Below are 20,169 nucleotides of genomic sequence, written 5' to 3'. Positions count from 1 at the left end.
CTTCGCTAGTTGACGGTGTATCCGAGGGATTTGGCCTTGTCGGTGATGGCCGTCTGCCAGGTGCCCAGGGTGTCGGTAAGGGGCTTGCCCGAGTTCAGGGCCGGGACCACGGTGGAGGAGTAGATCGCTTCCTGGCTGTACCGGGTGGCGGACCAGCCGGGCCAGATCAGTTCCGCCGCCTGCTGGAAGACCGGGGCGACGTCCTCGGCGAAGTAGCCGGTCTCCTTCTGGCCGGCGAGCCAGGCGACGGCCGCCTGCTTGTACGCGGGGTAAGTGCCCGCGGTGGCCTGGTAGGCGTTGGAGGTCGTCATCCAGGTGACCAGGTCGGAAGCCGCCTTGAGGTTCTTGCTGTGGGAGGAGACGAACCACAGCCCGCCGCCGACGTTGCCGGTGTAGTTCTTGGCGTCGCCCTCGAACTTCAGCGGCGAGGCGGCGGCGATCTGCCCCTTGGGGATCTTGAAGGTGGAGTTGAAGAGCACCTGGCCGTACCAGGAAGGGCCGGGGAGCATGAGGACCTTGCTCGCCTGGTTCTTGATGAAGCCGCCGCTGAAGACGGTGTCCTTGGACACCGAGCCCTTGGCGATCAGGCTGTCGAGCAGCTTGGCCATCCGGGTGCACTTGGCGTCCTGCAGGTCGACCTTGACCTTCTTGGCGTCGGTCACTGTGCTGGCAGGGCACTGGCTCGCCCAGAAGTACACCTCGGGGCTCCAGGCGTCCCCGGCGGTTCCGACCAGGTAGCCGGGGTGTTCCTTGGCGACCTTCTCACCGAGTGCCTGGTACTGCTCCCAGGTGGTCGGGACGGAGTAGCCGAACTTGTCCAGGAGCTTCTTGTTGTACCAGAGCACGTTCTGGGCCAGGTCGTTGCGCAGGCAGTAGGTGGTGCCGTTGAACTTGCAGGGGTTCAGCGCGCCGTTCGCGAAGCCGTTCAGGGTGGACTGGGGGATCAGGCCCTTGTCGACCGGGGCAGCAAAGGGAGTTTTGCCCTGAGCGGTCCAACTGCCGTCGTTGACGTTGGCGCTGAAGGCGACGTCCGGCCAGCCGCTTCCGGTCCGGTCGAACAGCTGGACCTTGGTCTGCAGATCGTTGGCTCCGTTCGCGTCTCCGCTGTACGTGACGATCCTGATCTTCACGTCCGGGTGAGCCTTTTGATAGGCCTGCACGCCGGGGACCCGGGCGGCGTCCGCCCAGACCGTGATCTGGCTGCCTTCCTCCTGCTTCACAGGCTTGAAGGTCGCGGGGGAGGAGGGCGCCCCGGCGGCTGCGGGATCCGCGCTGCCGCAGGCGGCGAGCGCGAGAAGGGAGACGGCGCCCAGGGCCGCACCGGCAACGCGTCTGACCTGGCGGCGGGAGGTGACGGGAACGTCGCTGTTCATGACTGACCTCATGTCTGCGTTCTGCGGAGATCCGCGGGATGTCGGCGCAAGCACCGGAGCGGGGAGTGTGGAGGGATCAGGTACCGAAGGCGTGGAGGGTCGGGTAAGGGGCGATCGTGAGAGTGGGATGGACTGGGCGGATCAGGCCTTCGGCGGCGTCAAAGTCTCCTTGTCGACAAACTGTTGAAGGGCGGGAGGGTAGTCCAGGCCGGCGGGCAGCGCCACGCCGGGCCCGGTGGGGGCGTGGACGAGTCCTTGGGCGTCGATGCCGCTCTCGCGGCTGATGGGATTGCCCATGACCAGGGACTCGTAGTAGGTGGTGTTCGAGATGGCCATGCACAGGTGTCGGTTGGGGATCTCCGGCCCGTGCACCTCGGCGCGCAGCCGGTAGGCGTCGGCGAGGTGGGCGGTGCGCATGGCGCCGGTGAAGCCGCCGCGCAGTTGGGTGGAGGCGCGGACGCCGAAGGTGGCGGCGCCGGCCTGGATGAAGTCGGCCGAGTTCATGTGGGCCCCGTCGGAGGTCTCGGCCACCAGCAGGGGCACCGCCACCGCGTCGGAGAGGCGCTTGTACGCGGTGATGCTGAACTCCCGGATCGGCTCCTCGTACCAGAGGTAATCCGCGTCGGACAAGGCGTGTCCGAGGTAGATCGCGTCGGGGAGGTCGAATCCGGCGGACCCGTCGAACATCAGGGGGATCGCGTCCCCCACGTGTTCCCGCAGGGCCACCGACAGCCGGGCGTCGCGGCGTGCGTCGCCCCAGGCGTGGAGCTTGATGGCCGGGTATCCGAGCTCGAGGGCCTGGTCGGCGATGTCCAGGTACTCCTCCACCGAGGAGTAGGTGACGGTCGAGGCGTAGGCGGGGATCGAGGTGCGGAAACCGCCCAACATCTGCCAGGTGGGCCGGTCCGCGAGCCTGCCGGCCAGGTCCCACAGCGCGGTGTCGACGAGGCCGAGCAGGTAGAGGGGCAGCTCCTCGGTGCGGTCCAGCTCCCACATGCGGTGCCACAGCCACTCTCGCTGCAGCGGGTCCTGGCCCACGAGTTCCTTGCGCAGGAAACGGTCCAGAAGATCCGCCAGGATGACGGCGCTGCCCCGGCGGGGGGCCATCGCGATGCCCTCGACCCCTTCGTCGGTGCAGATGCGCAGCACCGCGCCCTCGCCGTCCGGCGGGCTGCCCAGCAACCCGTCACGCCAGACGAACGGCGGACTGGCGCCCGGAACCCGGACCGGATAGCTCTCCACGTCGGCAATGCGCACGGTCGTTACCCCTTGCAGTGGCAGCTATTGCTGCGAAATTTTCGTGTAACGTAAGTCGTCATATGAATGCTGTCAAGGTGTTCGGCGCAGTAGACTCGGCGAGCGTCCACACCGGTAAGGGGGCCATATGGCGAAGAGCGGTCGAAGCGGCGTCGAGGATTCGTCGGCCCTGAAACCCTGGCCCAGGCGACCGGCGCGGCTGGCCCATGCGGTGGTGGAGTCCCTCACCGACAGCATCGTCTCGGGTGCCATCCCGTCGGGCTCCACCTTGCCGGTCGAGCCTGAACTCTGCGAGACGTTCGGCGTCAGCCGCATCACGATCCGTGAGGCGGTCAAGTCGCTGGAGGCCAAGGGGCTGGTTCGGGCCCGGCAGGGTTCAGGCACCACGGTCACCCAGTCCGAGGAGTGGAATCTCCTGGATCCTGTCGTGCTGGCGGCCACCGTCCAGCACGACGACGAACTCGTCGTGCTGGACCAGCTTGTCGGCGTGCGTTCGGCCCTTGAGGCACAGATGGCGGCCCAGGCCGCCGAGCTCGCCACCGATGACGATCTCCGGGAGGTGGAGCGGCTGCTCGGCCGCCTCGACGAGGAGATCGCCACTCCCGCCCGGTTCATCGAGACCGATGTGCTCTTCCATGACCGGATCATGCAGGCGTCCCGGAACAGGCTGGCTCGTTCCATCATCCGGACCGTCCACACCCAGGCCCGCAGTACGTTCCTGTACACCGGCACTCCTGACAGCCACGCCTGCGAGCAGGCGAACGCCGAGCACCGCCGGATCGCCGAGCGGCTTCTGGCCCGCGACCCCCAGGGTGCGGCGCAGGCCATGACGGCCCACATCGAAGCGGCCTGGAGCCGCCGCCGTATCCCGCACCCCGGTCTCACCGGTTGAGCGCATCCCGCCCTTGCGTGCGCCGGAACCCGCCCCCGAGCCGTCAGGCCGGGGGCGGGTTTCCTTTGCGGTGCAGATCCATTTCTGCCGCACATATTGACAGCATACGTATGACGACTAACGTTACGTCGCCGTATCACCTCCGCAATCACCGCAGGGCTGTATTCCCACGAGTGGGAGGACGCCCCGCGCGTGCCCTCTTGCACCGTCGGAAGGTCCCAGATGCGCCCACCCCGCTTCCGCCCCGCAGTGCGTGACCGGCTCAGACCATGTCTGGCCGCACTCGCGCTCCTCACCGCCTCTGCCGGGGCCGTCGTCGCCCAGGCCGTCCCCGCGTTCGCGGCCACTTCCGCGACGCTCTATGTGTCCCCCAACGGCACCGGTACCGCCTGCTCGACCAGCCAGCCGTGCTCCCTCACCCAGGCCAAGACCAACGTCCGGGCCATGAACAACTCCATGACGGGCGACATCGTCGTGGAGGTCGCCGACGGCACGTACCGGCTGACGGCCCCCCTCACCTTCACCGCGGCGGACTCCGGCACCGGCGGTCACTCGGTGATCTGGAAGGCCGCGCTGGGCGCCCGTCCGGTCATCACCGGCGCGCAGCGGGCCACGGGCTGGACGCTGCACGACTCGGCGAAGAACATCTGGCAGGCCAAGGTCGGGACCGGGTTCGACACCCGGCAGCTGTACGTCGACGGCGTCCTGGCGACCAGGGCCCGCTCCTCGATCAACCGCGCCGACCTGACCGCGACCACCAGCGGCTACACCTTCACCAACACCGCGCTGAACTACCTCAACAGCCTGGCCGCCCCGAGCCGCACCGAGATCCACGGCATCGGATCCTTCACCGACCGCTACTCCCCGGTGTCCGGCATCAGCAACGGCACCATCACCATGGATCAGCCGGCCTGGGACGACAACACCTTCGGCTACGACACCCTGACCAAACCCTTCCGGTCGGGACCGCTCTACATCGAGAACGCCTACGAGTTCCTCGACGCGGCCGGGGAGTGGTACCTCGACACCGGCACCGGCACCCTGTACTACAAGCCGCTCCCCGGGCAGAACATGAGCACCGCGGACGTCGAGGTGCCGAAGCTGCAGTCGCTCGTCGACGTCGGGGGAGGCTATGCCTCTCCCGCCACCCACATCACGTTCTCGGGTCTGCAGTTCTCGGGCACCAGCTGGCTGGGCCCCAGCACTGACGGCTACGCCAGCCAGCAGACCGGCGCGTACCTCACCGGTACCTGGGACCGTCCCTCCGACGCGCTGACCTCCTGCCAGGGCGGCTGTCCGCTCTTCGAGGCGACCCGCCCCCACTGGAGCCAGATGCCGGCCGCCGTCCAGGTCTCGGCCGCCGACCACATCACCTTCACCGGCGACCGCTTCACCCAGCTCGGACAGGACGGCCTCGGCATCGGCAACGACGCCAACGCCCACGCCACCGGCGTCGGACTCGGCGCCGACACCATCACCGCCACCGGCAACGTCTTCACCCAGGACGCGGGCGGCGGCATCGTCGTCGGCGGGCTCCAGGCGGACGCGCATCACCCCAGTGACAGCCGGATGACCAACAAGAACATCACACTGAGCAATAACGTCATTCACGACGTGGCGCTCGACTACCGGGACATGTCGGCCATCCTGGTCACCTACGTCAACGGCGCCACGGTGTCGCACAACGAGGTGTACAACCTGCCCTACTCGGGGCTGACCATCGGTTACGGCTGGGGCACCAACGACCCGGGCGGCAGCCAGGACTACGTGAACCGCGGTCTGTACAACTACCAGCCCATCTACCAGACCCCCACCACCGCCGCGAACAACCACATCACCGACAACTACATCCACGACGTCATGCAGCAGATGAACGACGGCGGCTGTATGTACACCCTGTCGGCGTCGCCCGGCAGCACCTTCGAACGCAACTATTGCCACACCAACAACAACTATTACGGCCTCTACCACGACGAGGGATCCAGGAACTTCACGGACACCAACAACGTCTTCCGTAACGTGGGCCGGTGGTCCCACCAGAACGGCACCTCCACCAACAACACCGGTGCCCTCACCCTCCAGGACAACTGGTCGACCACGCCCTCGACGGACATCTTCAACGGTGGCCGCGGTGATGTGGTGAGCGGCACGGTGGTCGTCACCGACGGCAACTGGCCCTCCGGCGCCCGCACGGTCATGGACAACGCGGGCGTCCAGCCCCTCTACCGGCCCCTGACCACCGCCCCCGTCACGGCCCCCTACAGCGGCTACTCCTCCACTCCCGCCCTGACCGGCCAGAGCGGCGACCGCTTCACCGTCACCGACGCGGGAGCCGACATCTGGGGTGCCGGCGGACAGCACGACGACGCCTACGGCACCGTCTACCTGGCGAACTCCGCTGTCGACGGCACCTCGGTGACCGCGCGGGTCGACAACATCGACAACACCAACGGCTGGGCCAAGGCGGGCGTCGTCCTGCGTAACAGCCTCACCGGCAACGGCTCTTCCCCGGGATACGCGGTCGCCACGGCGACCCCGAGCCACGGCGTGTGCTTCCAGTGGGACTCCACCGCGGACGGCTACCTGGACCAGATGTCGTGTACGTCCTCGACGGTCAAGGCGCCGGTGTGGGTGCGGCTCACCCGTACGGCCACCCAGGTGTCCGCCTTCTATTCCACCGACGGATCCAGCTTCACGCAGGTCGGCTCGGCGGTCACCCTGCCGTCCATGGCCGCCACTCAGGACGCCGGTGTCATCCACAGCGCCCACAGCACCACCGTCGGTAGCGCGGCCTTCAGCAACCTGCGGATCGTCACCTCCCCCTTCAAGGCCTACAGCTCCATCCCGGCCGCGGTGGGCCAGAGCCAGGGAGTGACCTCCCTGACCAACGCGGGCATCGACACATGGGCCGCGGGCGCGCAACACGACGACGACTACTCCGCGGCCTACCATTCGGGCGCGGCGGGAACGTCGTCGACCGTCACCGTCCATGTCGACAGCCAGGACAACACCAATGGCTGGGGCAAGGCCGGCCTGATGCTGCGCAACGACATCACCGGCACCTCCTCCTCCACCGGGTATGTCGTCCTCGCCGCCACGCCCGGCAAGGGGGTCACCCTGGAGTGGGACTCCAACAGTGACGGCTACCTCGACTCCGGCACCACCACGACCGGCGGCACCGCCATCGCCCCGGTCTGGCTCCGCCTGGTCAGGAACGGCACGTCGGTCACCGGCTCCTATTCCGCCAACGGCACCACCTGGACCACGGTGGGCACCGCGACGCTGACCGGTGCCAACAGCACCGAGGACGCGGGGGTGTTCTTCACGGCTCACAGCGGAGCACCCGGCACCGCGGCCTTCAGCCAGTTCTCCGTGAACTGACGAAGCGGACCGGAGCGACCGTCGGCGGATCCCGCGACCGGCCCCGCGTGGTGGTGTTGCGTCACCATCACGCGGGGCACCGCCACGCTTCGATCAGTTCTTCTGAGGGCTGCCCGTGCCGGGCAGGCTCGGGCCGTCCCCGAAGCCGATACGGCGGGCGACGGCGGCGATGTGGTGAACCAGCAACTCGAGTGCGCTCCGTGGGTCGCCCTCGGCCAGGGCGCGTGCCGGCGTGCTGTGCTCCTCGACGTCTTCCATGACATGCGCGGGACGGGTGGTCGAGGCCGCGCTGACGCGGATCTGCTGGTCCCACAGGGAAGCGTGGGGGGCGGCGAGGACCGCGTTGCGCCGGCGCGCACCAGACGGGCGTGGAAGTCGCGTGCGGTTTCAAGAGCCTGACGCGCCCACGCCCACGACGGCCACACCACCGTCGCGGTCGGCACCTACCTCCACCGCAACGGCAAGTCCGTCTACCTCCACGGCGAGGACCACCTGCGACAAGTCGCCGACGCCTTCGACTCACCCGCTGCGGCTCTGCTCGCCTTTGAGCGGGTCCACGGCGCCGAGATGCGCCCCGGCCCGGCACCCCTGACCGACACCGAACGCGCCGCCGCCGAGGCCCGCGCCCCACCCGCCCTCACCGCAGCCAAGGCCGAACCGGCCCGCCCGGAGCCTGAGATCGTTGCGGCCTGTCTGACCGATGCCGGCGACCTCGACGCGCTCCTCGAGGCGCATGCGACAACGCAACGCGTACCGGGCAAACCGGCTCCCACCAGGGCGGATGAGATTTTCGGCAAGGGGGAACGTCGTCGTCGGTCACTCCATGGGCGGCAAGGCGACACAGCTCGTCGCCGCAACACGCCCGGCAGGGCTCCGTGGACTCGTCCGGGCGGCCCCGGTACGGCCGGCGGCAGGCATCCCCTCGGAGTGCCAGCAGACGTTGTCCAGGGCCTATGACGGTGACGAGTCGGTCGCATCTCAGCGGTCACCCAGGAGCCGTCGCCGGCCCGACCGACCTCGGTCCATGGCACCTGACCGGGTCGCCGGCGACGCTCCCTGACAGCAGAGCCGACGTCACCGCTGAGGCCTCACCGGCATGTCTGGGCGAAGGAGCGATCTCCTTCAGCACGCCGGAGCCTTGCCCTTGTGCCGTTCCGTGCGTCGGCCTCGACCCCCGCGTACACACGGCCCCATGTCGATCCCGTGGCGCCGGCTGCCGGGTCCGCCGGCGCCCCGGCTCAGCAGCCGTGGCGCCGGCGTCGAAAACTTCTCATGTGGGGCGGGCGCTCGCAGGACGAGGTTCTTGATCGCGGCTGCTGTGGGTGGCCGACCGGTGCGCTGCGCGCGGCGATGCCGCCTGAACTGTGCGGATGTGGCTTCGGCAAGCGCAGGGCCGGGGCGGCGATCGATTATTCGTCCGCCCCGGCCTCGGAATCAGATGGCGGTCAGGATGGCGCGCAGCCGTTCGTCCTCGCGGATGATGCTGTTCGCGACGCCTGCGCCGACGATGCGCCGGTCCCTGTCGGCGAGTTCGGCGACGCGCAGGCGCTGGTGGGTGCTCAAGGCGGTGGCACCGAGGGCTTGGGGAGCCTCGCAGGCACCGGCGATGTTCGCTCCGGTTTCGCCCGAGTGAAGGGCGGCCTCGACGAGTCGGCCGAGATCGACGACGTCGGGGTCGGTGATGGCGAGCAGCGCGAGGGCGGCGGCGGGGACCGTCTCGGGGTCGGCGAGCGGTTGTTCCAGTCGGGGGACGAGGGGCCGGGCGGCCGCGCCGAGGAGAGCGGTGGCGCGGATGGCCCGGACGACTGTCCACCGGTACCAGAGCTGGTTGCCAGTGGCGCGGTCGAAAACGGAGGCCAGGATTGCGACGGCTTCCTCGGCGTCGCCGTCGATCTTGCGCCTGCCGAGAATGTCATCTATGCAGCTCAGGGGCTCGTTGGGTAGGACAAAACGCTCTTCAAGAAGGGGGACTGACCTCCGGTTCCAGGCCGGGCGGGGGCAGCGAGCGTTCGCCCGCTGCCCCCGCGCACCCAGGAGCAAGCCCTCGGACCGCCTTTGTCCATCGCCCTATGTCGGTCTTGGTGGCGCAGGGGCGACTCCGCCCGCAGACCAGGGCGTGAGCCATACGGTCTCCAGGCTTCGCACACGGCACCCCGCTCATGGGCGCCGATGTCGACACCGTCCTCCGCTTCCTCCTGACCCTGCCGGACGGTTCGCCGGGACCTACTTCTTCTTCCACTCCTTGACCGTCAGCCCGCCGGGGACCTTCAGCTCGAAGGCGCCGCCGATCGCGGTGTCGAGGGCGGTGGCCGGATCGTTGCCGCTACCGAAGGCGCTGACCGCGAGCAGTTCCTTGAGTTGCGCGCCGGTGCCGCGGAACGCCTTGGCCGTCTTCATCGTCTCTCGGGCCGCGTCGGCGTCCATGGACTTGTTCATCTTCTCCAGCAGGTCCGGGGAGATCCAGCAGTCCGGGATCTCGTCGAGGTCCCACTCCGCGTACCAGTGCGTGTTGTTGAGCCAGTTGCGCTGGGGCACCTTGCCGTCCACGGCCACCAGGTAGAACGTGAACTTGATGTTGCCGAGCGAGCGCCAGTCGGCGACATTCGTGTGCTCGCTCGCCCGGCCGGCGGCCGCGTTCTCGTACGTCGACGCGATCTCCGTGAAACTCGGCGGGTTCTCCGGATCACGGCCCGTGTAGTGACGGATCGTCCACCGCTTGGCCAGCAGCTCTCCGGCCTGCCTCCTGCGGACCGGTGCAATGGGCTGCTGCGAGGCCTGCTTGATGCTGTCGAGGATGTTGAACTCGCTCTGCCCCTCACCGGGCCGGAACTGCTGGGAGGTCATGTACTGCATCAACTGCCAGGCGTCGTCGTCCGAATGGCCCGACTTCTTCAGGGCGGCGAGGATCTCGTCCGGCGTCTTGGCGTTGCGCAGGTCGTCGTCCTCGGTCCGCTGGACGGGCGAGGCCGCGTGGGTCCGGTGGCTGCCGGTGGGGTGGCCGCTCGTGTGCTCCTCGGCCGTCCGCTGCACCGGCGCGCCGCCGCTCATCACCCTGCGCGCGTTGGCGACCGCGCGGCGCTCTCCCGCGTCGGCGGGGTCCGAGACGCGCAGGCCCGAGCCGTTGTCCGTACCGGGAACCGGGCCGGCCTGCTGGTCCAGGTAGTGGGTCAGCTCGTGCGCCCAGTCCTCCTTCGTCATCCGGCCGCCGTCGACCACATGCGCTCCCGAGGTGTACGCCTTGGCCTGGATCTCCACCGCCGAGCGGCGGGCGAGCTCGTCCGAGTGGACGCGCACACCGCTGAAGTCGGCGCCCCCGAACCGGGCCTCCATCTCGTCACGCAGCCCGGCGTCCATGGGCCTGCCGGGAGAGCGCAGCACATCGTGTACCAGGGAGCGACGCTGCACCTGCCCGTCCCGCTCCCGTGCGACGGCCCGCGTGACCGCCTGATTGCCCACCGCTCGCTGCAGCGCTTCCAGCCCGGCGGGCGCCGGGCCGGCCGGCCGACGCGGCGCGGACCGCGTGTCGCTCTGCTCGTTCTCCTTGTCGTGCGCGCGCACGGGTGCTCCCCTCGAAGCCGGACACACTTCAACACCACAGCCTGCCCGAACTCGCCGGGCCGCGGAATGAACGCGAGGGCAGCCTTGCGGGCAAGGGGATTGCCGTCGGACGGGTTCCGGCGTGGTACCGCGTACCACCGGTGCGGGAAGAGGACGACCTCGCGCGGCTCCACAGGGTCCTGGTCCAGGCGTATCCGGACACCCGGATACAGGCCCGGCACCTGTCCACGGCCGGGCAGTCAGCGGCGCTGCCGGCCGCCGAGCGGGCAACCGAACTCGCCGGTCCCGACGGCATCGCGCTCGACGCGCTCGGGGACCTGCAGTGGGTGGGGTTCCCCCGCCCGGGCAGCCCCGCCCGGTACGACGAGCCGACCGCGTTTTGTGTGCGGCCACGGCCGGATCCGGGTCCGCAGGCTCCCGTGAGGCTGGCGCTGATCGCGGGCGTGAGGCTGGCGGCGGTCGCATCCGGGCGGGGCATTCACACTGCCCCACCCGGCCGCCAGCGACCGCTGTTCGACCATGTGGCCTGGTCACGGCTGGTCGGGCACTCTCTGGTGCGGCGCACCCGGGCGGTGCGGCCGGCCGATTTCCCGCCGTCGCGATCTGGGTCGGCTCATCGCCGCGTTCGACCGGACCGGGTGACCGGCAGACCGGGCACCTTCGCGAGCGGCGTATCGGCTCTCTGCCGGCAAGGGACGCGGCGGCCGGTGCCCCTCCGCGATACGGCGCCACGGCCAGGGGCCCGGGCACGTGCGGTGCCCGTCGCGCCCCCTGCCAGGGCCGGTCAGACGACCGTGCGGCCGCCGTCGGCGGGCAGAACCGCGCCCTGCACCAAGCTCGCGGCGTCGCCCGCCAGACAGGCGATCGCCTCGACGATCTCCCGGGCCGCGGCGGGCCGTCCGGCGAGGGCCTGCGCACCGAGGACGTCGAGGTCCTCGCCCATGCCGCCGTGCCCTGCGTGCGAGTGGGTCAGGGCTCCACGGCGTGGACCCGGGCCCCGTGCGGGCCGGACTCGGCGCGCCGCCTTGACACCCACTCAGGGTGCCTTCGCACCTGCAAGGCGTGCCGTCAGGTGCGTGAACTGGCCATCCGTGCCGAGTGGTTGAACTCACGGGAGCCGAACGGAAGCCGCCGGAGGCCCCTGCTTCCGGGCCTCCGGCGCTTTTCGAAATGTGCCGGGAAACATCCCGCGCTCTGCCGTTTTTCGGACGGAGTGGGATTCTGCTCTTCCGCTCGTGCCCTACGAGGCGAACGATGTTCGAGGGAGTGATGTCACCGGGTGACGTCGCTGAGTACGCCACTGACGTTCAGGACCTCATGACACTGCTGTGCCTGCTGGCCAGTTGCCGGGGTACCGGGCTTCGCACACGTCACCTTCACGGCGACCTTGGCGTCCTCGAGGATCTTGATGGGGGTGACCCAGTGGTAGTCCTGATTGCGGAAGGTCTCCAGTGCGATCGTGGTGATCTTCCGGTCGCCGAAGGTGATGGTCATGACGCCTTCGTCGCCCTGGAAGTTGGCTACCACGATGTCCGTGATCCCGAACACCTTGCCCTTGGGCACCACATAGGTACCGGTCTTGTCCTGCCCGCCGGACGTCTGTACGTCGATCGTGGCCGAACTCTGCTGACCGGTGCCGCCATCGCCACCGTCCCCGCCGGTGCCGCCACCCCCGCCATTGCCCGACGTCGAACCCTTGCCGGCCTGGGGACCCGTACCCGCCTTGTCCCCGGACCCGGTCCCTGGAGACTGCCCGTTCTGTCCACCGGGTGTGGGCCGCGGCTGGACCACCTCGTCGGCGGCCTGCTTGGCGGCGCTGCGCACCGCCGGACGGACGAGCGCGAACCACGCGAGCAGCAGCGCTATCAGGGCCGCGAGCACCGCGAGCAGCCACTTGGGGAAGATCGGGATCTGAACGAACTCGGCTTCCAGCGGCGGCCGAACGCGGGCGCCGGGCCGCTCGGCACGCTCAGCGGCCGCGGTGTCCGTGGCACGTACGGTGAATGGCCAGACCACGGGCTTGCCGAACCAGACCGGCTTGCCGGTGCGTACCCGCAGACGGGTCTCCGCCGACTCGCCTGGCTCCAGCGTCGGTTCTGCTGCGGTGAACGCGAACCGCAGCTCCTCCCCCGGCTGTTCCGGTGTCAGGGCGATCCGGGCCGGGGCGTTTCCCTCGTTGCGCATCGCCAGCCGGTAGCGGCCCCGGAGCCAGCCACGTCGGCGGCGCGGCAGGATCTCGGTGCGCAGCTCGTGGAACTCCTCCACGTGCACCGTCGTTTCGGGCACCGTGACGGCCTCGGGGTGCTCGGCCGGCAGCACGCGTACGCCCAGCGGCACATCACCCGCGCGAACCTCGGGCGAGCGGGGCGGGTCCAGCCGGATGGTCACCGTCTCGGAGGTGCCGGGATACAGCGAGACCCGCTCGGGTTCCACGGTGGCCCAAGCCGCACAGTCACCGACGACCTCCAAGGTGTACGCCTCGACGATATCACTGTCATTGCGGACGGTCAGGCGGGTCGAGGCGGTACCGCCCGGGGCCACCGTCACGTCGGGCATGTCGAGCCCGGGCAGTCCGGGGCCGGAAGAGGCTGCAGAAGGCATCACGCGACGACCGTAGAACCGCCTCCGGACGGCCACGAGAGGTGCGAGGGCAACATGCGGGCAGGGTGCGTGCCCCGCGTGGTCAAGGTCAACTCGCGGAAGTAGCAGGCCGGTTGATGACTCATAGAACGGCCCGCGAACCTCCGGCGGGCCCCGCCGCCGTGCCCTTCTCGGCTTCCGCGGCCTTCCGCATCCCTTCCCTACTCCCACTGGAACAGGACTCCGCATGTCCCTCTCCACAGCAGCACATCAGGCCGGTACGGCCGGACAGCCGTACCGGGTCTCCGTCGCCGTCCACGCCCAGGACCTGGTCCTGCGCATCGGTGTTGTCCACCAGCTCCGCCAGCGTCCCGAGGTGGAACTGCTGGACGACACCGACGCGGAACGGGCACACGCGTCCCTCGTGGTCGTCGACTCCGTGGACGACGAGGTGATAGCCCTGCTGCAGCGGTTGCAGCGCAACCGTGCGACCCGCACCGGACTCGTGGTCGGTTCCTTCGAGTCCGCGGCACTGCAGCGGGTCATCGAGTGCGGTGTCGCGGCGGTGCTGCGGCGCGCCGAGGCGGACCAGGACCGGCTCCTTCATCTGGTGCTGGCGCTGGCCAACGGCGAAGGTGTGCTCCCCGGTGACCTGCTCGGCAAGTTACTGAGCCATGTGGGCAGTTTGCAGCGCGCGGCGCTCGATCCGCACGGTCTGACCCTGTCCACGCTGACCGCGCGCGAGGCGGACATGCTGCGCCTGGTGGCGGACGGGTTCGACACGGCGGAGATAGCGCAGAAGACGTCGTACTCCGAACGGACCGTCAAGAACGTGCTGCATGAGATCACCACACGTCTGCAGTTGCGCAATCGGGCCCATGCCGTCGGCTACGCACTGCGCAACGGCCTGATCTGAGTATGCGTCACCTACGTCAGTGATCGTGGCGTTGCCCGAAAGCGCAGCCCGCGCTTCCCCCTGGCAGGGCCCCGCCGCCCTGCCGCGCGATGCCCGCGCGGACGCAGAGTGGCGGGGCGACCCATGTGTTCCGAGACTGCGAGGTGGACCGTGAACGGCACCGCTGACCCCGGCGGGCGGCGTCGGCTGGGGAGATTCGGAGCCTCGTTGCTCCTGCTCGTCCCGCTGCTCGCGCTGACGGCGGCCTCGGGACCGGGCCGCGCCCAGGCCCAGCCCAAGGCCGTCGACGCCTCCGCCACCCGGATCGCCTACGCCGGCACCGGGCACCGCAGCCTCGGCAAGGTGATCGACACCAAGGACAGCGAGCCGCTGTTCGGGGCGGGCCCGGCGCACTACGACGTCGAGCCGTCGGCCCTGGGCGACACGATGGTGTTCGCCGGCCGCCGCGACGAGAAGAACCCGCAGATCTATCTACGCGCCCCCGACGGCTCGGTGCGCAAGCTGACCAGCGACCGGGACGCGGCACACCCCCGGCTGACCCCGGACGGCAGGTCCGTGGTGTTCGACTCGGCGGAGCCCGGCGGCCCGAACGGGAGGAAGCAGCGCGACCTGTGGCTGGTGCGCACCGACGGCACCGGGCTGACCCGGCTGACCGACACACCGGCGAACGAGGAGAGCCCGACGGTGTCGCCGGACGGGCAGCGCCTGGCGTACGCCTGTGACAGCGACGCCGTCCTCGGCGAGCAGATCTACGTGCGCCCGCTGGCCGGCGGCACCCCGACCCGGGTGACCGGCACGCTGGGCGACAAGGCGACGGAACCGGTGTGGAACCCGGTGAACGACCCGGCGCACCGGGACCTCATCGCGTACACCTCCACCCCCACCGCCTCCGGCGACTCGACGGGCCCCCGGCTGCGGGTGACCGGCGGCACGGCCGGCGACCAGCCGCTGCTCACCGGCGCACCGACCGGCTGGCGGACCCATGGGGCGGCGTGGACGCCCGATGGGGAGGGCGTGCTGTTCCTCAGCCCGGACCGCACCTGTGGCTGCGAGGGCGACTGGGACCACGTGTACCAGGTACAGAACCGCGCGTCGGGCCCGAACCTGGTGCTCATGGAGGACCGCGCCGTCGGCACGCCGACCTGGGTCGGCCCGCAGAACGGCGGCTATGTCGTGGTGGACCGCACCTCGGCGAAGGGCAGCAACACGGCGAACGGCGTGCATGGCCCGCATGTGGTGACCCTCCAGGACGTCCGGGCGGACGGCGCCGACCCGCGTGACCTCGGGCTGACCATCCTGAACGAGGACCCGGCGGCCGACAGCAACACCGATCCGGCGAAGGACCCCCTGTTCAACCCGGCGGCCGGGTACGACCCGTGGACCGAGCGGCAGAACTACACACCCGACGGCCGGCGCATCGTGGTGACCCGGTTCGAGGGGGACACGGACAACCGGATCGAGCGGGTCTGGACGGTGGACGCCGACGGCTCCAACGCCGCGCCCATGCCACTCGCCGGGCGCGGACCGAAGGACTGGGACACCGACCCCACGTTGTCGCCGGACGGCAGGTTCATCGCGTTCACCCGGACGTCGCCGGGCGGGGTCGGCTCCGCCTCCGGCTCCGGGCACATCCTGATCGCCGACGCGTCCACCGGTGCGATCGTGCACGAGATCGTGCCGCCGACCGGCCGGCAGACGGGCGGCGACGCCCAGCCCACCTGGTCCTCCGACGGCACCACGCTCGCCTTCACCCGCAACATGACCATCGACGGGAACGGCGGCAACAAGCACATCTGGACCGTGCCGGTGGACCGCCTGGACCAGCAGCGCGATCTGAGCGCGACGATCTGCCCCGGCACCTGCGCGGTCATCGACGACAGTCCCGCGTTCTCGCCGGACGGCCGGCAGATCGCCTTCAACCGCAAGAACGGTGGTGGCCAGGTCAACGAGCACAACAGCATGGTGCTCACCTCCGTGTCCGGCGACACCTGCCAGGTGTTGCTGCCCGAATCGGCCCGCGGCGACGCCGACGCCTGCCGCCGGGAGCTGCCCGACAGCTCGGTCACCGGACCGCACCAGCCGCGTGACGCGGCCTGGACCGCGGACGGCACCGGGATCGTCTTCAGCGCACGCACCGACACGCCGGTCAACTGCCCGGAGAAGCTGCATCTGTTGAATGTGGCGACCGGACGTCTGAGCGCGCTCACCCTGGAACTGCCGGGGCGGCAGAAGGAGCCGAGCGTCCAGCAGTCCGTGGACCTGGCCGTGCACGCCCCGGGCACGGTGCCCGCGGTCACCGTCGGTCACTCCGCGGACGTCCGCGTCGACGTCGTCAACAACGGCCCGGCCGCCTCGCCCGGCACCCGGCTGACCATCGCGCCGCCGGCCGGGGTGAGCGTGAGCAGGATCCGCCGGCCGGGCGGCCCCTGTGACGCCGCCTCCCTGCAGTGCGACATCGGTGTGGTGCCGCCCGGCACGACCGTGCCGGTGACCGTGACGCTGACCGGGCTCACCGCCGGCGACCAGCCGGTGGACTGGTCGGTCACCGGGAGCGTGATCGACCCGCGGCCCGACGACAACACCGCCCGGACCGTGGTACCGGTGCACAAGGCCAACCCTCCCACCCCGCCGCCGACACCTCCGACACCTCCCACCCCGCCTCCGACGCCGCCGACACCTCCGACACCTCCCACCCCACCGACACCGCCCGCCCCGAAGGCCGGCCCCGGCGTCCGGGTCACCGCCCAGCCCGACCCCGGCTATGTCGGCGGCCGGGTCGTGGTGACGTACACCGTGCGCAACGGCCGTAACGCCCTGGCGACCGGGCTGCGGCTGCGGATCGGACTGCCCTCCGGGATCCCGAACGGCGGGCCGCCGGCCGGCTGCGACACCCGCTGGGTGTGTGCGCTGCCGGACCTGGCCCAGGGCGACTCCACCGTCGTACGGGTGGTGCTCTCCCCCGACCACGCGCTGACCGGCCGGGTCACCGGCACCCTCACCACCACCGGCACGGACGCCGACCCTCGGGACAACAGGACGCACACCACGCTGCGGATCCTGCAGCCGAAGATCGTCGCCGTCCCGCCGATCGGCAAGCCCGGCTTCGTCACCTCGGTGCGCGGCAAGGACTTCCCGCCGGGCGTCCCGGTGCGCTTCAGCTGGAAGCCGGGGATCACCGCCGCCGCGGCGCCGACCGTGCCGGGGCCGGACGGCACGTTCATCGGCCAGCTGCTCATCCTCACCAAGGACCAGACGGGTCCGCGGACGATCACCGCGAGCGGGCCCGGATTCTCCCCGGTGAAGACCGACTTCCTGGTGGTGAACGGCAGTGTGCAGCCGCCGGACGAGGTGACCCGCCGGTGATCCACGAGGTCGACGAGGCACTGCGCGGTCTGCTCGCGGAGTCGGGGCTGGAGGCGTCCGGAGTCGAGATCGTCCTCGACGCGCCGACCCGGGACTGGGCCGCGCGCCGCAACACCCCCACCGTCTGCGCGTTCCTGTACGACATCCGGGAGGACCCGAGCCGGCGTGGCAGCGGCGCCGGGGAGGTGTACGACGCGGACGGGCACGTGGTGGCGCGCCGCACCCCGCCCCGCTGGTTCGAGCTGACGTACCTGGTCACGGCGTGGGCGAGCCGCCCGCAGGACGAGCATCGGCTGCTGGCCCAGGTGCTGGCCACGCTGGTGGCCGTCGACGCGCTGCCGGAGCGGCTGCTCACGGGCTCGCTGGCCGAACTGGGCCTGACCGTCTCGCTGGACACCGCCGGGGCGGGGCCCGACGGGCCGTCCGCCTCCGATGTGTGGTCGGCGCTCGGCGGCGAGCTGAAGGCATCGCTCGGTGTGCGGGTGCGCGCGCCGCTCGCCGGAGCGAGCAGGACGGCAGCGCCGCCGGTGACCGAGGGCCTCGTGGTGCGGGCCGCGGATCACCGGGAGGACGGGGCACACGGGCAGGACACGGATCAGCGGCAGGACGGGGATCCGGTGCCGGGGCGTCGGCTGCGCTACGAGGGCGTGAGCGACCCGGGGCCGGACGGTTTCGCCGGTCCGCGCGAGCGGCACCCGGCGCCCGCCCGCCGCCGCAGAGGGGGCCGCCAGCCGTGACGTATCCCGCCGATGTCGTCACCGCGGCCGGCACGGATCCCCTGTGGGAGCGGCTGCGGCTGGTCGAGGAGCGGGTCCGGCACGCGGTGGCCGCCCGCCGTGCCGTCGATCCCGACCCCGACGACCCCTACCGCGGCCAGTACCTCTCCCCCGAGACGGTGGAGCGGATCCTGAACGATCCGGGTGGGCTCGACGTGCCCGGATACGAGCCGCTGTCCCCGCCGCCCGATTCCGTGCTCGGCACGCTCGCCGCACGGTTCGGGCTGTCGCCGCTCGACACCGACCTGCTGCTGATCGCGCTGGCACCGGACCTGGACAACCGCTTCGAGCGGCTCTACGGCTATCTCAACGACGATCTGACCCGCCGTAGGCCCACGGTCGCCCTGTCGCTGGAGCTGTGCGGGCTCGCATCGGCGTCGGCCGCCCGGTTCCGTTTCGCACCGGGAGCGCCACTGGTCGCGGGCGGACTGCTGGAGGTCACCGAGCCGGAGCGGCCACCGCTGTCGCGGGTGCTCGCGGTACCGGACCGGGTGACCGGCCATCTGCTGGGCGGTACGGACCCGGATGCCCGGCTCGCCGGAGTGCTCGGCGAGCCTGCGGACGACCCGACGGCCGACGTGGACGAGATGCGCCGGGCGGCGCGTGCCGCCCGTACCGGAACGGGGTCGGTGCATCTGCTCGACCGGGGTGGTGACGCGCCAGGACTCGCCGGCGCGGCCCTGCGCGCGGTGGGGCTGGGCGTGCTGGTCCTCGACGCGGCGGCACTCGCCCGACGCTCCGGCGAGGTGCCCGCACTCGCCCGGGTCGCGGCGTTGGAGGCCCGCCTCACCGGCGCCGGAGTCGTGCTGGGCCCGCTGGAGGCACTGTCCGCGGCACCGGCCGAACGAACCCGCGCCATCAGCGAGTTGTGCACGGCGTTGCGCGGCGTCCCGCTGTTCACCCACGGCAGGGAGGGTTGGGACCCGGCATGGGGGCCGGACACCCCGGTCGTCCTGCCGGTGGCTCCGCCCTCCCCCGAGCGGCAGGCCACGCGCTGGCGGCACGCTCTGGCCCTGGCCGACGCCGAGGGTGACGTAGCGGGCGACGCCCTCGCCCGGGCCGTCGCCGCGCACCGTCTGGACGGCGGACAACTGCGGCGCGCGGCGGACGCGGCGCTGCGCTCCGCCGCGCTGGCGGGCCGCCCGGTCCGCCCCGACGACCTCAGGTCCGCCGTACGCGCGCAGAACGGCGCGGGACTGGCCCGGCTGGCCCGCCGGGTGGAGCCGGCGGTCGGCTGGGACGACCTGGTACTGCCCGAGGCGACCCACCGCCGGCTGCGTGAACTCGCCGTCCGCGCCCGCCATCGCGAGCAGGTGCTCGGACAGTGGCGGATGCGGCCCGGCGGCGGCCGGGGACGCGGCGTGATCGCGCTGTTCGCGGGCGAGTCGGGCACCGGCAAGACGATGTCGGCCGAGGTGGTCGCCGCGGACCTCGGCATGGATCTGTACGTGGTCGATCTGTCCACGGTCGTCGACAAGTACGTCGGCGAGACCGAGAAGAACCTGGAGCGGATCTTCACCGAGGCATCCGCGGTCAACGCGGTCCTGCTCTTCGACGAGGCCGACGCGATCTTCGGCAAGCGCTCGGAGGTCAAGGACGCGCACGACCGGCACGCCAACATCGAGTCGGCGTATCTGCTGCAGCGCATGGAGTCCTTCGACGGGATCGCGGTGCTGACCACCAATCTCCGGGCCAACCTGGACGAGGCGTTCATCCGCCGGCTCGACGTGGTGGCGGAGTTCCCGGTGCCCGACGCGGCCCAGCGGCTGGCCCTGTGGGACAGGTGTCTGGGCACCCGGCTGCCCCGCGCGGACGACCTGGACCTCGGCTTCTGCGCGGACCGGTTCGAACTGGCCGGCGGCTCCATCAGGGCCTGCGCGGTCACCGCCGCTTATCTGGCCGCGGAGTGCGGGGGCCCGCTGACCATGCGGCAGTTGGTGACGGCGGTGGTGCAGGAGTACCGCAAGCTCGGCCGGCTGGTCCTGGAGAGCGAGTTCGGGCCGTATCTGGCGGACGTCCTCGGCGCCTGAGGGGCCTCGCCGGCCGGCCCCGTGCCGAAACGCGGGCGGTCCG

13 protein-coding genes and 1 pseudogene are annotated in these 20,169 nt (G+C 70.8%); 6 read left to right on the top strand and 8 right to left on the bottom strand.

The features are described 5' to 3' along the window. Positions 1-5 precede the first annotated feature (5 nt). Entirely contained in the window at positions 6-1,373 is a 1,368-nt protein-coding gene (locus ACFYZJ_RS30615) for an ABC transporter substrate-binding protein (protein WP_388573333.1), read from the bottom strand. 141 nt (positions 1,374-1,514) lie between these two features. Continuing rightward, positions 1,515-2,630 carry an enolase C-terminal domain-like protein gene (locus tag ACFYZJ_RS30610; RefSeq protein WP_388573331.1) on the bottom strand — a complete coding sequence of 372 codons (1,116 nt, stop codon included), beginning with the start codon at positions 2,628-2,630 and terminating at the stop codon, positions 1,515-1,517. A 127-nt stretch (positions 2,631-2,757) separates the two neighbouring features. Between ACFYZJ_RS30610 and ACFYZJ_RS30605 the strand changes: the two genes are divergently transcribed. Both ACFYZJ_RS30605 and ACFYZJ_RS30600 read left to right on the top strand, forming a co-directional pair. Then, positions 2,758-3,522 (top strand): FadR/GntR family transcriptional regulator, encoded by a 765-nt coding sequence (locus ACFYZJ_RS30605; protein ID WP_388573329.1) that lies wholly within the window; start codon positions 2,758-2,760, stop codon positions 3,520-3,522. A gap of 222 nt (positions 3,523-3,744) precedes the next feature. Continuing rightward, a complete protein-coding gene (locus tag ACFYZJ_RS30600) occupies positions 3,745-6,903 on the top strand; it encodes a DUF1349 domain-containing protein (protein WP_388573327.1) in 3,159 nt (1,052 codons plus the stop codon). A 93-nt stretch (positions 6,904-6,996) separates the two neighbouring features. Here ACFYZJ_RS30600 and ACFYZJ_RS30595 read toward each other — a convergent pair. From ACFYZJ_RS30595 to ACFYZJ_RS30570, 6 genes and pseudogenes are all read right to left on the bottom strand, one after another. Continuing rightward, positions 6,997-7,239 (bottom strand): annotated as a pseudogene (locus ACFYZJ_RS30595) (hypothetical protein); the annotation flags it as partial. 183 nt (positions 7,240-7,422) lie between these two features. After that, the gene (locus ACFYZJ_RS30590) at positions 7,423-7,638 is read right to left on the bottom strand and encodes a hypothetical protein (protein WP_388573325.1); all 216 of its coding nucleotides are present in this window, start codon (positions 7,636-7,638) and stop codon (positions 7,423-7,425) included. Between the two features lie 699 nt (positions 7,639-8,337). Next, on the bottom strand, positions 8,338-8,943 hold the full coding sequence (locus tag ACFYZJ_RS30585; RefSeq protein WP_388573324.1) for a hypothetical protein: 606 nt from the start codon (positions 8,941-8,943) through the stop codon (positions 8,338-8,340). Positions 8,944-9,126: 183 nt separating this feature from the next. Then, a complete protein-coding gene (locus ACFYZJ_RS30580) occupies positions 9,127-10,461 on the bottom strand; it encodes a DUF4157 domain-containing protein (RefSeq protein WP_388573322.1) in 1,335 nt (444 codons plus the stop codon). Positions 10,462-11,245: 784 nt separating this feature from the next. Then, the gene (locus tag ACFYZJ_RS30575) at positions 11,246-11,404 is read right to left on the bottom strand and encodes a hypothetical protein (RefSeq protein WP_388573320.1); all 159 of its coding nucleotides are present in this window, start codon (positions 11,402-11,404) and stop codon (positions 11,246-11,248) included. Positions 11,405-11,733: 329 nt separating this feature from the next. Continuing rightward, the gene (locus tag ACFYZJ_RS30570; protein ID WP_388573530.1) at positions 11,734-13,017 is read right to left on the bottom strand and encodes a hydrolytic protein; all 1,284 of its coding nucleotides are present in this window, start codon (positions 13,015-13,017) and stop codon (positions 11,734-11,736) included. A gap of 271 nt (positions 13,018-13,288) precedes the next feature. On the opposite strand from ACFYZJ_RS30570, the gene ACFYZJ_RS30565 reads away from it, so the two are divergent. The 4 genes from ACFYZJ_RS30565 (at position 13,289) to ACFYZJ_RS30550 (ending at position 20,126) form a co-directional block, all read left to right on the top strand. Further along, entirely contained in the window at positions 13,289-13,957 is a 669-nt protein-coding gene (locus ACFYZJ_RS30565) for a LuxR C-terminal-related transcriptional regulator (RefSeq protein WP_388573319.1), read from the top strand. A gap of 150 nt (positions 13,958-14,107) precedes the next feature. After that, positions 14,108-17,320, top strand: coding sequence for a TolB family protein (locus tag ACFYZJ_RS30560; protein WP_388573317.1), 3,213 nt, complete (start codon positions 14,108-14,110; stop codon positions 17,318-17,320). Further along, the gene (locus ACFYZJ_RS30555; protein ID WP_388573315.1) at positions 17,317-18,057 is read left to right on the top strand and encodes a DUF4255 domain-containing protein; all 741 of its coding nucleotides are present in this window, start codon (positions 17,317-17,319) and stop codon (positions 18,055-18,057) included. Before ACFYZJ_RS30560 ends, ACFYZJ_RS30555 begins: the two co-directional genes overlap by 4 nt. After that, positions 18,054-20,126: an AAA family ATPase gene (locus ACFYZJ_RS30550; RefSeq protein ID WP_388573313.1), complete on the top strand. Its 2,073-nt coding sequence runs from the start codon at positions 18,054-18,056 to the stop codon at positions 20,124-20,126. Before ACFYZJ_RS30555 ends, ACFYZJ_RS30550 begins: the two co-directional genes overlap by 4 nt. Positions 20,127-20,169 lie beyond the last annotated feature (43 nt).

It is taken from the genome of Streptomyces sp. NPDC001848, from assembly GCF_042891915.1.
Classification (GTDB): domain Bacteria; phylum Actinomycetota; class Actinomycetes; order Streptomycetales; family Streptomycetaceae; genus Streptomyces.
The sequence above is the reverse complement of the archived record's forward strand: the minus strand, read 5'-3'. Positions and strand labels throughout refer to the sequence as shown.